Here is a 13,094-nt window from a genome sequence, read left to right as displayed (position 1 = left end):
AGGGTCTAGATGACACTACTAATTTACCTGATTCTATTTTTATTAGTCTTAATCGTTTCAACTACGACCAATAAACTTTTGCCTTTTTTGCCCCTCCCTCTAGTACAAATCCTTTTGGGACTTGGCATTGGTCTTTTTTTGCCCAATACTGATTTTCATCTCAATACAGAGCTGTTTCTGGCCATGGTTATTGGCCCCTTACTTTTCCGAGAGGCAGAAGAAGCCGATATTACATCTGTTTTAAAACACTGGCGCATCATTGTCTACTTAATCTTTCCAGTAATTTTCATCTCGACCTTGAGTTTGGGAGCCTTGGCTCATTTCCTTTGGCTCAGTCTTCCCTTAGCTGCCTGTTTGGCTGTTGGGGCAGCGCTTGGTCCGACGGATCTGGTAGCCTTTGCTTCTCTTTCTGAACGTTTTCGTTTTCCCAAACGGGTTTCCAATATCCTAAAAGGAGAAGGCCTTTTAAATGACGCTTCTGGTTTGGTTGCCTTTCAGATGGCTCTTGCTGCTTGGACAACAGGAACTTTTTCTCTCAGCCAAGCTGGGACTTCCCTAGCACTTTCTATCCTTGGTGGTTTTGTAGTCGGTTTTGTGACGGCTATGGTCAATCGTTTCTTGCATAGCTTTTTACTGAGTGTGCGAGCGACTGATATAGCGAGTGAACTCTTGCTTGAACTGAGTTTGCCTCTCATGACCTTCTTTATCGCTGAAGAAATCCATGTTTCAGGGATTATCGCAGTTGTAGTCGCAGGGATTTTGAAGGCCAGTCGTTTCAAAAAAATCACGCTCCTCGAAGCTCAGGTAGATACTGTTACAGATACTGTTTGGCATACCGTGACCTTTATGCTCAATGGTTCTGTCTTTGTCATCTTGGGAATGGAATTAGAAATGATAGCAGAACCTATCCTGACCAATCCCCTTTATAACCCCTTACTCTTATTAGTGTCGGTTGTTTTGCTGACATTCTTACTTTTTGCCATTCGCTTTGTCATGATTTATGGCTTCTATGTTTGGAGAACACGACGCCTCAAGAAAAGTCTCCGTAAATACATGAAGGATATGCTCCTTTTGACCTTCTCTGGTGTAAAAGGAACGGTCTCTATTGCAACCATACTTCTCATACCAAGCAATCTAGAGCAGGAGTATCCCCTCTTACTTTTTCTAGTAGCGGGTGTCACGCTATTAAGCTTTCTAACAGGTCTCTTAGTTCTTCCCCACCTTTCCGAGGAACAAGAAGAAACCAAGGATTACCTCATGCACATTGCGATTTTAAATGAGGTCACAGGAGAGTTAGAAAAAGAACTGGAAGGACATAAGAATAAACTTCCCCTTTATGCAGCTATTGATAATTATCACGGTCGAATTGAAAACCTAATCCTTAGTCAAGAAAACAAGAGTGCCCAAGAGGACTGGGAGGCTTTAAAACTCCTCATCTTGAGTATCGAAAGCGATGGTTTGGAGCAGGCTTACGAGGAAGGGAAAATCGGTGAGCGTGGTTATCAAGTTTACCAACGCTATCTGAAAAATATGGAGCAAAGCATCAATCGCAAGGTGGCTTCCCGCCTAACATATTACTTCCTTGTATCGCTCCGTATCTTGCGTTTTGTCCTGCATGAATTACTGACCTTTGGCCAGACCTTCCGGAGTTGGAATGACAAGGAGCAACGTCGACTTCGAGCTATTGATTATGATCAAATATCCGAGCTCTATCTGGAGAATACGGAGTTGATTATCGAAAGTTTGGAAAACCTAAAAGGAATCTACAAGAGTAGTCTGATCAGCTTTATGCAGGAGTCTCGCTTGCGTGAAACAGCTATTATCGGTAGTGGTGCCTTTGTCGAACGTGTTATTACTCGTATCAAACCAAACAATATCGATGAAATGCTAAGGGGTTACTACCTAGAACGTAAGTTAATCTTTGAATTCGAAGAGAAGAAATTGATTACAACCAAGTATGCCAAGAAATTACGACAAAATGTCAACAATCTTGAGAATTATTCTCTAAAAGAAGCCGCAAATACCCTACCCTATGATATGATGGAATTAGTCAGAAGAAATTAGTTTAGAAAATCAAGTTGTATTAGGAGGATAGCAACATGAAAAAGTGGTGGAAAGAGCTGATGGAACGGCCCTTGTTGAAAGCTTTTTTACATTTTTATCAAGCTTCCGATAGTGAACTAACCAGTGTTGCGGTTGCCTACTATTGGTTGATTTCAATCTTCCCCTTGCTGATGATAATGGTCAATATCTTGCCCTATTTTCAGATTCCGATTTCAAATTTTTTGCTCACCATCAAAGAATTTGTACCGGATACGGTCTATGATGTGGTCGCAAAGATTGCCCGAGAAGTCCTGACTCAACCATCAACTAGTTTGCTGAGTTTTGCCGTATTGTCTGCACTTTGGACCTTTTCGAAATCGATGGATTTCCTCCAAAAAGCTTTTAATAAGGCCTATGGAGTGGCTAAGAGCCGAGGAATTATCTCCCATCAACTGATGAGTTTAGTCGTCAGCTTTGGCTTGCAAATTCTTTTTGCCCTAGCCTTATTTGTGAGTATGTTTGGGCGTATGTTGCTCAACCTCCTCAAAACTTACTGGCAATCAGACAGTCCTTTCTTTGATTATCTACAGGACTTTACAGGCCCTTTGATTTATGCCTTGCTCTTTGCCATCTTGGTCATGCTCTACTATTTCCTTCCAAATGTCAGAGTCCCTCGTATTCGCTACGTTTTTCCTGGTAGTATCTTTGTTTTGCTGACGCTTGTCTTTCTGTTGAATATCTTTTCTGTCTATTTCAATAACTATGTCAACCATCTGGTCGATGTCCGATTTTTTAGTTCCATTATCGTGGTGGTCATGATGTTCTGGTTTATTCTCATCGCTAAGATTCTGATTATTGGAGCAGTTATCAATGCCAGTGTACAGAGTTTGAAAGATCCAAAGTTTCGTGATAACACATTCTTTTTAAAAAATGAAGAATAAAAAAAGACGCTTTGTTTTCAAAGTGTTTTTTTATTGCATTTGCAACAAAAATGTGCTATTCTATCATCATAGATACGAGAGGAGGAAACATGTCGTTATTACGCGAAATCGGAATTATAGCCCGTGCCCTAGATTCTATTGCTAATATTGAGTTTCGTGATATTGAACTAGCTCGTGGGCAATATCTTTATTTAGTACGAATCAAGGAGAACCCAGGAATCATTCAAGAAGTCTTGTCGGATTTACTGAAGGTTGACCGTTCGACAGTTGCTCGTTCAGTAAAAAAACTGGAAGAAAAGGGGTTAATAAAACAAGGAATGACCAGTACAAATCGGAAAAATAAGGAGTGGTTTGTAACAGAAAAAGGTGAGACACTTTATCCTTTTATCCTTGCTGAACATCACTATTCAGAGAATTCTGCCCTAAAAGGATTTTCCAGAGAAGAGGCCAGGGAACTGGAGAGCCTACTAATTCGGGTTAGAAAAAATATTACAAGTGATTGGGATATGGTCAAAAAAGGCCAGAAAAGAAATTATTTATAATGAGAGGTGAAAGATGAAAGTTATCGTTGAAAATGAATTTTGGAGCTTGTTTCCAGAAGCACAGATTAGCGTTTTAGTAGTAAAGGGATTAGATAATACAGTTGATGAAAGCAAGGATCCCTATTTCAAAACCTTGCTAGATAAGGGAGCTAAACGAGCTGGGGATTTCATTTCGGATGAGAATTTTACTCAGAATGATGTCGTTCAAGAATGGCGTCAGGCTTTCAGCAAGTTCAAAACGAAAAAGGGAGCACGCTCCTCTATAGAAGCTCTGCTTAAAAGGGTCAGTCAGGGAAGAGAGTTTAATCCCATCAATCCCTTAGTAGACATCTATAATAGTGTCTCTCTATCTTATGCTGTTCCCTGTGGTGGCGAAGATGTGAACAAGATTGTAGGCAATCTTCATCTTGGTCAGGCTAAGGGAGGAGAACCTTTCTTTCCACTAGGAGCTGAAAACGATGCGCCTGCTTTACCTGAAGAAATCATCTATTATGATGATGAAGGAGCGGTTTGTCGTTGTCTCAACTGGAGAGAGGCACAGAGAACCATGCTGACGGAAGAGACAAAGGATGCTGTCTTAGTGATTGAAGCGATCAATGCTGAACAGGCAACGCGTGCTAGGGCTGCCATGGAAGAATTACAGGACTTGGTAAAAGACTACTTTGGTGTTCAAGGCAAACTGGTCCATCTAACTTCTGAGTCCCCAGAAATTACACTTTAAACAGAAATAGCCCTGTCATCTCTTAGGAATAAACTATCCTAAAGAAATGGCGGAGCTATTTTTAATAGATAAACATGGCATCACCGAAACTGAAGAAACGGTAGTGTTCTTGAATAGCGTGCTGGTAAGCATCTAAGACTAAGTCACGGCCTGCAAAGGCAGAAACCAACATGACGAGGGTTGATTTTGGCAGATGGAAGTTGGTTGAGAAAGCATCGACAACCTTCCATTCGTATCCAGGTTTGATAAAGATATTGGTCCAGCCAGAATCTGCTTGGATTTGCCCATCAAACTTGGAACCGATGGTTTCCAGTGTGCGGATCGAAGTGGTTCCAACAGCGATAACGCGTCCACCATTTTCCTTGACAGAGCGAAGGGTAGCAGCTGCTTCCTCAGAAAGTTGGTAGAATTCTGAGTGCATCTCATGTTCGTCCAGATTATCCACAGAAACGGGTCTAAAAGTTCCTAAACCAACGTGGAGGGTCAAATAAACCAAATGAACACCCTTGGCTTGGATTTCTGCTAGCAGTTCTTTGGTGAAGTGCAGGCCAGCAGTTGGTGCAGCAGCAGAACCACTTTCCTTGGCGTAGACGGTTTGATAACGTTCACGATCATCCAGTTTTTCATGGATATAAGGTGGCAGTGGCATTTCACCTAAACTTTCCAAAACTTCTAGGAAAATTCCTTGGTATTCAAAGCGGACAATACGGCCTCCGTGGGTCAATTCTTCCGTAACGACAGCGCTGAGACGACCATCTCCAAAGCTGACGCGAGTTCCGACCTTGAGGCGTTTGGCAGGTTTGGCTAGGACTTCCCACTCATCACCGGCAGTATTTTTGAGAAGGAGAAGTTCCACGTGGCCTCCTGTTTCTTCCTTTTGACCATAGAGGCGGGCTGGAAGAACACGGGTGTCGTTCATGACAAGGGCATCACCCGGTTCCAGCATATCGATAATAGAGTGGAAGTGTTTATCCTGAAATTCTCCCGTCTCACGATTGACGATGAGGAGTTTAGAGGCATCACGTTTTTCAAGGGGAGTTTGGGCAATCAATTCCTCAGGCAAGTGGAAATCAAAATCAGCTGTATTCATTTTTTATCATTCTTTCTAACTTCTAATCTTATCCATTATAACATGTTTCAAGTTTGGACGCTCTTTTTTTGAAAATTAAATCGTTTTCACTTGACAAAAATTGGTCTATACCATATAATGAATATAGAAATATGGAGGATATGAAATGAAAGTTATTAAAGTTGAAAATCAAGTCGAAGGTGGAAAAGTAGCTTTTGAGATTTTGAAGGAAAAGTTGGCCAATGGCGCTCAAACATTGGGACTTGCGACAGGAAGCAGTCCGCTAGAGTTTTACAAGGAAATCGTTGAGAGTGATCTTGATTTCTCAAATCTAACCAGTGTGAACCTTGATGAGTATGTAGGGCTTGATGGGGACAACCCACAGTCTTATCGTTACTTTATGCAAGAACACTTATTCAACCAAAAACCATTTAAAGAAAGCTTCTTACCCCGTGGGATTAAGGATAATGCTGAAGCTGAAGTGGAACGCTACAACCAAATTTTGGCTGACCATCCAGTTGATTTGCAAATCTTGGGAATTGGTCGCAATGGACATATCGGCTTTAACGAGCCTGGCACTCCATTTGACAGTCAAACGCATTTAGTAGAACTAGACCAGTCTACTATCGAAGCCAATGCTCGCTTCTTTGACAAGATTGAAGACGTCCCAACTCAAGCCATCTCAATGGGGATTAAAAACATCTTAGATGCCAAGTCTATTATTCTTTTTGCTTACGGTGAGTCGAAAGCAGAAGCCATCGCTGGAACAGTATCAGGCCCAGTAACTGAAAGTCTACCAGCAAGTAGCCTACAAAACCACCCTGATGTGACCATTATTGCGGATGCAGCAGCGCTCAGCTTACTTGAAAAATAAAAATACAAGAACCACTTGCTCTTTGGAGTGAGTGGCTTTTTACTTCAAATGTTCACTATCTTGCTAAAGTGGTATAATATAGCTATACGGGGGAGGCTCGAACTTTGATTTATATAATCGGTTTTATTTGTTTTTTACTTTTAATGTTACTGTTTAGTCGCTTAATTCAGCAATCAAAGAATCCTTCGGGCTTTCTAGGAAAACGAATGATGAAATTGTGGAATCGAGCCTATCTCTCCATGTTTGTATGGGCAATTCGTCATCTGGATAGGACATTTTACCCTGTAATCTTAGATGTAGGAGTTGGAAACGGCCGTTCAACCATTCTGCTGAAAGAAACTTTTCCGCAAAGTACCGTAACTGGAATCGATATTTCAGATACCGCAATAACTCAAGCCAAACAGATAGAGATGGCTAATCTAAATTTTGAACGAAGAGACGTTAGGGAGACAGGCTTTTCTGATGAAAGTTTTGATTTAATCACAGCCTTTCAAACTCATTTTCATTGGCAGGATCTAGAAGCTTCTTTTATGGAACTTCGAAGAATACTCAAATCAGACGGGATGCTCTTACTAGCTTGTGAATATAACAAGTTATCTTATTTTTTACTGAAATTTCAAAGCGAAGAAGTATTTAAACGATTCTTGTTATCAATAGGCTTTGAGCTCGTAACTAGTCAAAGAAAGGGATCGTGGATCCTTTATAAAATTGTTAAAAACTAATGGAGGTACAATCATGAAACAATTATTTTTATGTTCATATTTTGCTGGTGTCAAAAATCTTTTTAGTGATTATGCAAAGGAAAAAAATCTAGAAAAAAAGGTTTTATTTATTCCTACCGCTGGGAACAAAGAGGACTATACTGCCTATATCGATGAGGCTCAGCAAACATTCAGAGATTTAGGCTTTGAGATAGAGATTCTAGATATTGCTTCTTGTGATCGAGAAACTGCACAGGCAAAGATTTTCCAAAGCAAGATTCTTTATATCTCAGGCGGGAATACCTTTTATTTATTACAAGAATTAAAGAAAAAGCAACTCCTATCTCTCATCAAAGAACAAATAAGAGATGGGTTGGTCTATGTGGGAGAATCAGCAGGGGCTATCATTGCAGCCAAGGATATTGACTACAATAAACTCATGGACGACAAGACAGTAGCGACAGAGTTATCCGATACAGCGGGATTGGATGAAGTGGATTTTTACATCCTTCCACATTATGGTGAGGAACCTTTTACTGATAGTAGCAAAAAGACCTTTGAAATGTATAAAAAGCAGCTCGAATTGCTACCACTTCATAACCGCCAAGCAATTATCGTTAATGATGAGCAAATAGATATCTTAACAATAGAATAAAGATAATAAAGATGTGGTTGGAAGAACATTAATATTTTGCCACTAAAATGATTAGAGGTTGATAACTCACTTAGCGAGAATTTGCTATGGATGAATTAATTTTACGAATTCAAGGAGAGAAAAGTTATGAAAATAAAAACGCTAGATAAAATAGGTGGGGTTATTTTCTTGTTTCTAACGATTGCTATCATTGTCGTTTTTTTATCAGATACGAGCTTTTTTGAGTGGGCATTTACTAGACACCAGAATACTCTGAGTTGGTATATTCGCCCTCTCTTTATTATTCCAATCGTAATGGGAGCTTATAAAAAATCCTATAGCCTGATTTTCTTTTCTATATTTTGCTTATTCACTAGTATGTTCTGGTTCCCAAAGCCGGAAATAGTTGATGTAAAAGTAATTGAATTTTTGAATTTTGAGAAGACTTATTTAACGAGCGGATGGAGTATTGAAAAAATTATCATTCTGGCGATGATTCTAGCATTTTTTACGGCGATTATATCCTTAACATGGAGTAGACGTTGGTATGGATTATTAGCAACGGTAGTAATTGGAGCGTTTCTGAAGGTTGCCCATAGTCTTTTATTTAGTGGAGGAAGTGGCATATCAATTGTGAAACCAGCGATTTTGGGCTTGATTCTCTGCATCTTAGTGATTTATTTCATCTTCAAAAGAAAAAAGTAAAGAGAATAAAAGTTTATGGCCGTTTTTTCCTTGACATTTATTCATTTTGCGTGTAAAATAGAATAGATCTTGAACTTGAAGGGAGTGAAAAAAATGTCTAAAACAGTAGTACGTAAGAATGAATCTCTTGACGATGCACTTCGTCGTTTCAAACGTGCGGTTACTAAAGCTGGTACTCTTCAAGAAACACGCAAACGTGAATTCTATGAAAAACCTTCTGTAAAACGTAAACGTAAATCAGAAGCAGCTCGTAAACGTAAAAAATTCTAATTTGAAATGAAAGGCTAGAGAAATCTAGTCTTTTTATTTTTAAATAAATACTGTAAATCCTGCAAAAAAAGGAAACTTCCACCTACAATTTGATATAATAGTAGGGAGAACTCGATTGAAGGAGGAAATTATGTCGGTTTTAGTAAGAGATGTCATTGAAAAGCTCAGACTAGATATTGTCTATGGTGAAGGTGAGTTACTTGAAAAGGAAATCAACACTGCGGACATTATGAGACCAGGTCTTGAAATGACGGGCTATTTTGATTACTATACTCCAGAACGGATTCAACTGTTAGGGATGAAGGAGTGGTCCTATTTGGTAGCTATGCCTGCCCATAACCGTTATCAAGTTTTGAAGAAAATGTTTCTACCTGAAACACCTGCTGTCATCGTTGCTCGTGGTTTGGTAGTGCCAGAAGAAATGTTGAAAGCTGCTAGGGAATGTAAGATTGCGATTTTAACCAGTCGAACATCAACCAGTCGTTTATCTGGAGAGTTATCTAGCTACCTTGATTCCCGTTTGGCTGAACGTACGAGTGTGCATGGTGTTTTGATGGACATCTATGGTATGGGTGTCTTGATCCAAGGGGATAGTGGTATCGGTAAGAGCGAGACAGGTCTTGAGCTTGTGAAACGTGGACACCGTTTGGTAGCAGACGACCGTGTAGATATCTTTGCCAAGGATGAAATGACTCTTTGGGGAGAGCCTGCTGAAATATTGAAGCATTTACTTGAGATTCGTGGAGTGGGGATTATTGACGTGATGAGTCTCTACGGAGCAAGTGCTGTAAAAGATTCCTCACAAGTTCAGCTGGCAGTCTATTTGGAAAATTACGATACACATAAGACCTTTGACCGTCTAGGAAACAATGCCGAAGAACTAGAAGTTTCTGGTGTAACGATTCCGCGTATCCGTATCCCAGTAAAAACAGGACGCAATATCTCTGTTGTTATTGAGGCGGCAGCTATGAACTATCGCGCTAAGGAAATGGGCTTTGATGCGACGCGTTTATTTGAAGAACGCTTGACTAATCTCATCTCCAAAAATGAGGTGAAAGATGATTAATCCAGTTGCATTTGAAATCGGTCCTTTTTCCATTCGTTGGTATGCTTTGTGTATTGTGGCTGGATTGGTCTTGGCTGTCTATCTTGCTATGAAAGAAGCTCCCAAAAAGAAAATTCTATCAGATGATATTTTGGATTTTATCCTGATTGCTTTTCCAGTTGCGATTTTAGGTGCTAGACTATACTATGTGCTCTTTCGCTTAGATTATTATCTGCAAAATCCAGGTGAAATCATTGCCATCTGGAATGGTGGTTTGGCCATTTATGGAGGTTTGATAGCGGGAGCTATTGTCCTTTATATCTTTGCAGATAGAAAGCTGATCAATACTTGGGATTTCTTAGATATTGCAGCACCGAGCGTCATGGTTGCCCAAAGTTTAGGCCGCTGGGGGAATTTCTTTAACCAAGAAGCCTATGGTGCAGCGGTAGATAGTCTGGATTATTTGCCAGGCTTCATTCGTGAACAGATGTACATTGACGGTAGCTACCGTCAGCCGACTTTTCTATATGAGTCGGTTTGGAATCTGATCGGATTTGCTTTAATCTTGATTTTTAGACGAAAATTAAAAGGAATCAGACGCGGTCAGATCACGGCGTTCTACTTGATTTGGTATGGCTTTGGTCGTATGATCATCGAAGGGATGCGGACGGATAGTCTCATGTTCTTTGGTCTGCGAGTTTCCCAATGGTTATCAGTTATCCTTATCGGACTCGGTATTTTTATCATACTTTATCAAAATCGAAAGAAAGCCCCTTTCTATCATACAGAGGAGGAAAAATAAATGTTAGAAGTTGCATATATTCTTGTCGCGATTGCTTTGATTGTCTGTTTAGTCTATTTGACAATCACGATTCAAAAAGCAGGTCGTATGATTGATGAGACAGAGAAAACCATCAAAACCTTGTCTTCAGATGTAGATGTTACTTTGCATCATACCAATGAATTGTTGGTTAAGGTTAATGTGTTGGCAGACGATATCAATATCAAAGTTGCGACGATTGATCCACTCTTTACAGCTGTAGCGGACTTGTCTGAGTCAGTATCTGACCTCAATCAACATGCGCGTGTCTTGGGTAAAAAAGCCTCATCAGCTGGTTCAAAGACCATTAAGACAGGTGCAGGCTTGTCCGCTCTTCGTTTCGCAAGTAAAATTTTCAAAAAATAGAAAAGGAGAAATCTTATGGGTAAACTATCCTCTATCCTTTTAGGAACTGTTTCTGGTGCAGCTCTTGCTTTATTTTTGACGAGTGACAAGGGCAAGCAAGTTTGTAGTCAAGCTCAGGATTTTCTAGATGATTTGAGAGAAGATCCAGAATTTGCTAGAGAGCAGGTTTGTGAGAAACTAACTGAAGTGAAGGAACAGGCAACTGACTTTGTATTGAAAACAAAGGAGCAAGTAGAATCTGGTGAAATCACTTTTGATAGTGTCCTTGACCAAGCTAAAAACTGTGCTCGACAAGCGACGGAAGCATCGAAGGAAACCTTTAACAATCTCAAGGAGCAATGGCAAGAACAGTCAGCAACTCCAGACGTTGCTGAAGGCCAAGAAGAAATCATCATCGATATTACTGAAGTATAAGGTAACACCATCTCTGGTTTTTGGAGATGGTGATTTTTATCTGCAAGCCTGTCTTTGTGGTATAATAAATACTATGCAGAAAAAACCAACGTCCGCCTACGTGCATATTCCCTTTTGTACACAGATTTGTTATTATTGTGATTTTTCAAAGGTGTTTATCAAGAATCAGCCAGTAGATAGTTATTTGGAGCATCTACTAGAAGAGTTTCGTTCTTATGATATCCAAAAGTTGCGAACTCTCTACATTGGAGGTGGGACGCCAACGGCACTGTCCGCTCTGCAACTAGAAGTGCTCTTGGATGGTTTGACTAAAAATCTGGACTTGTCAGTTTTGGAAGAATTAACCATTGAGGCCAATCCAGGCGATTTGGACGCGGATAAGATTGCAGTTTTGAAACAGTCGCCAGTCAATCGTGTTTCCTTGGGTGTGCAGACTTTTGATGACAAAATGCTGAAAAAGATTGGACGCAGTCATTTGGAGAAGGACATTTATGAGAATATCGACCGCCTCAAACTGGCTGGTTTTGACAATATCTCCATCGACCTAATCTATGCACTTCCGGGTCAAACTATGGATCAGGTTGAGGAAAATGTGGCTAAGGCTATTTCGCTTGATATTCCTCATATGAGCCTTTATAGCTTAATTTTGGAGAATCATACGGTCTTTATGAACCGTATGCGACGTGGGAAATTGCCCTTGCCCAAGGAAGAATTAGAAGCAGAAATGTTTGAGTACATCATTGCGGAACTTGAGCGGGCTGGTTTTGAGCATTATGAGATTTCCAATTTCTCTAAACCAGGCTTTGAAAGTCGCCACAATCTCATGTACTGGGACAATGCTGAGTATTATGGTATCGGTGCGGGTGCTTCAGGTTATGTGGACGGAGTGCGTTATAAAAACCACGGTCCTATCCGCCACTATCTCAATGCGGTAGAGGCAGGAAATGCTCGGATAACAGAAGAACACCTGAGTCAAAGGGAGCAGATGGAAGAAGAAATGTTCCTAGGCCTCCGGAAAAAATCCGGAGTTTCTATGGCGCAATTTAAGGAAAAATTCGGACGATCCTTTGATGGACTTTATGGTGAAATCATCAGAGACTTGGTTCAACAAGGTCTCATGCAGATAGATGGAGATCGTGTCCGAATGACAAAGAGAGGTCTCTTTTTAGGAGACACCGTAGCAGAACGATTTATTTTGGAGTAGAACAATGGGCTTAACTTATCAAATGAAAATGAAAATTCCTTTTGATATGGCAGATATGAATGGCCATATCAAGCTTCCAGATGTCATTTTGCTGTCCCTGCAAGTATCAGGTATGCAGTCGATTGAGCTGGGAGTTAGCGACAAGGATATGTTAGAACGTTACAATCTGGTCTGGATTATTACAGACTATGCGATTGACGTGGTTCGCTTGCCTCGCTTTGCTGAGGAGATTACGATTGAAACAGAAGCATTGACTTACAATCGTCTTTTTTGCTACCGCCGTTTCACCATCTATGATGAAGCAGGTCAAGAAATGATTCGCATGTTGGCAACCTTTGTTCTCATGGACAGAGACAGTCGTAAAGTTCATGCTGTCGAACCAGAAATTGTTGCTCCTTACCAGTCTGAGTTTGATAAAAAACTCATCCGTGGGCCAAAGTATACAAATCTAGAAAACTCGATCAGTAAAGACTACCATGTTCGTTTTTACGACTTGGATATGAATGGTCATGTCAATAATAGCAAATATCTGGATTGGATTTTTGAGGTCATGGGAGCAGACTTTTTGACCAAGTATATTCCAAAGAAAATCAATCTCAAATATGTCAAAGAAGTGCGACCAGGTGGCATGATTGCTTCAGCTTATGAACTCAAGGGACTAGAAAGCAAGCATGAGATTATCAGTGATGGCGAGATTAATGCCCAAGCTATGATTACTTGGCAAGAAATTGAAGGCAATTAGAAA

Annotated in this window: 16 protein-coding genes; 15 read left to right on the top strand and 1 reads right to left on the bottom strand. The window is 40.3% G+C overall.

The window, feature by feature from the left end:
* Positions 1–9 precede the first annotated feature (9 nt).
* The 4 genes from FGK98_RS06685 (at position 10) to FGK98_RS06670 (ending at position 4,247) form a co-directional block, all read left to right on the top strand.
* On the top strand, positions 10–2,064 hold the full coding sequence (locus FGK98_RS06685) for a cation:proton antiporter (RefSeq protein ID WP_138100564.1): 2,055 nt from the start codon (positions 10–12) through the stop codon (positions 2,062–2,064).
* 35 nt (positions 2,065–2,099) lie between these two features.
* Positions 2,100–2,984 carry a YihY/virulence factor BrkB family protein gene (locus FGK98_RS06680; RefSeq protein ID WP_138100563.1) on the top strand — a complete coding sequence of 295 codons (885 nt, stop codon included), beginning with the start codon at positions 2,100–2,102 and terminating at the stop codon, positions 2,982–2,984.
* 89 nt (positions 2,985–3,073) lie between these two features.
* On the top strand, positions 3,074–3,526 hold the full coding sequence (locus tag FGK98_RS06675) for a MarR family winged helix-turn-helix transcriptional regulator (RefSeq protein ID WP_138100562.1): 453 nt from the start codon (positions 3,074–3,076) through the stop codon (positions 3,524–3,526).
* Positions 3,527–3,539: 13 nt separating this feature from the next.
* Positions 3,540–4,247: a B3/B4 domain-containing protein gene (locus FGK98_RS06670; RefSeq protein WP_138100561.1), complete on the top strand. Its 708-nt coding sequence runs from the start codon at positions 3,540–3,542 to the stop codon at positions 4,245–4,247.
* Positions 4,248–4,308: 61 nt separating this feature from the next.
* Here the strand turns inward: FGK98_RS06670 and queA are convergent, their stop codons facing one another.
* Positions 4,309–5,337: a tRNA preQ1(34) S-adenosylmethionine ribosyltransferase-isomerase QueA gene (gene queA, locus FGK98_RS06665; RefSeq protein WP_138100560.1), complete on the bottom strand. Its 1,029-nt coding sequence runs from the start codon at positions 5,335–5,337 to the stop codon at positions 4,309–4,311.
* Between the two features lie 145 nt (positions 5,338–5,482).
* On the opposite strand from queA, the gene FGK98_RS06660 reads away from it, so the two are divergent.
* The 11 genes from FGK98_RS06660 to FGK98_RS06610 all read left to right on the top strand — a co-directional run bounded on the left by FGK98_RS06660 (position 5,483) and on the right by FGK98_RS06610 (position 13,091).
* The gene (locus FGK98_RS06660) at positions 5,483–6,190 is read left to right on the top strand and encodes a glucosamine-6-phosphate deaminase (RefSeq protein WP_000864605.1); all 708 of its coding nucleotides are present in this window, start codon (positions 5,483–5,485) and stop codon (positions 6,188–6,190) included.
* A 104-nt stretch (positions 6,191–6,294) separates the two neighbouring features.
* A complete protein-coding gene (locus FGK98_RS06655; RefSeq protein ID WP_009013938.1) occupies positions 6,295–6,912 on the top strand; it encodes a class I SAM-dependent methyltransferase in 618 nt (205 codons plus the stop codon).
* Between the two features lie 13 nt (positions 6,913–6,925).
* Positions 6,926–7,546 carry a Type 1 glutamine amidotransferase-like domain-containing protein gene (locus FGK98_RS06650; RefSeq protein WP_038805990.1) on the top strand — a complete coding sequence of 207 codons (621 nt, stop codon included), beginning with the start codon at positions 6,926–6,928 and terminating at the stop codon, positions 7,544–7,546.
* Positions 7,547–7,672: 126 nt separating this feature from the next.
* Entirely contained in the window at positions 7,673–8,230 is a 558-nt protein-coding gene (locus FGK98_RS06645) for a hypothetical protein (protein ID WP_138100559.1), read from the top strand.
* 93 nt (positions 8,231–8,323) lie between these two features.
* Entirely contained in the window at positions 8,324–8,500 is a 177-nt protein-coding gene (rpsU, locus tag FGK98_RS06640) for a 30S ribosomal protein S21 (protein WP_000048054.1), read from the top strand.
* A gap of 130 nt (positions 8,501–8,630) precedes the next feature.
* Complete coding sequence (gene hprK / locus FGK98_RS06635) at positions 8,631–9,566, top strand: HPr(Ser) kinase/phosphatase (RefSeq protein ID WP_000115188.1); 936 nt, start codon at positions 8,631–8,633, stop codon at positions 9,564–9,566.
* Positions 9,559–10,347 (top strand): prolipoprotein diacylglyceryl transferase, encoded by a 789-nt coding sequence (gene lgt, locus FGK98_RS06630; RefSeq protein WP_138100558.1) that lies wholly within the window; start codon positions 9,559–9,561, stop codon positions 10,345–10,347. The genes hprK and lgt overlap by 8 nt, the downstream gene beginning before the upstream one ends.
* Positions 10,348–10,731, top strand: coding sequence for a DUF948 domain-containing protein (locus FGK98_RS06625; protein WP_138100557.1), 384 nt, complete (start codon positions 10,348–10,350; stop codon positions 10,729–10,731).
* Between the two features lie 15 nt (positions 10,732–10,746).
* Positions 10,747–11,145: a YtxH domain-containing protein gene (locus tag FGK98_RS06620; RefSeq protein WP_084945914.1), complete on the top strand. Its 399-nt coding sequence runs from the start codon at positions 10,747–10,749 to the stop codon at positions 11,143–11,145.
* 73 nt (positions 11,146–11,218) lie between these two features.
* Positions 11,219–12,349 (top strand): radical SAM family heme chaperone HemW, encoded by a 1,131-nt coding sequence (gene hemW / locus FGK98_RS06615; protein ID WP_138100556.1) that lies wholly within the window; start codon positions 11,219–11,221, stop codon positions 12,347–12,349.
* 4 nt (positions 12,350–12,353) lie between these two features.
* Positions 12,354–13,091, top strand: a complete 738-nt coding sequence (locus FGK98_RS06610) for an acyl-[acyl-carrier-protein] thioesterase (RefSeq protein WP_138100555.1) — start codon at positions 12,354–12,356, stop codon at positions 13,089–13,091.
* Positions 13,092–13,094 lie beyond the last annotated feature (3 nt).

Source organism: Streptococcus australis (genome assembly GCF_901543175.1).
In the GTDB taxonomy this organism is placed as follows: domain Bacteria; phylum Bacillota; class Bacilli; order Lactobacillales; family Streptococcaceae; genus Streptococcus; species Streptococcus australis_A.
Note: the sequence above shows the minus strand (reverse complement) of the source record. Positions and strands in the feature narration are given on the sequence as shown.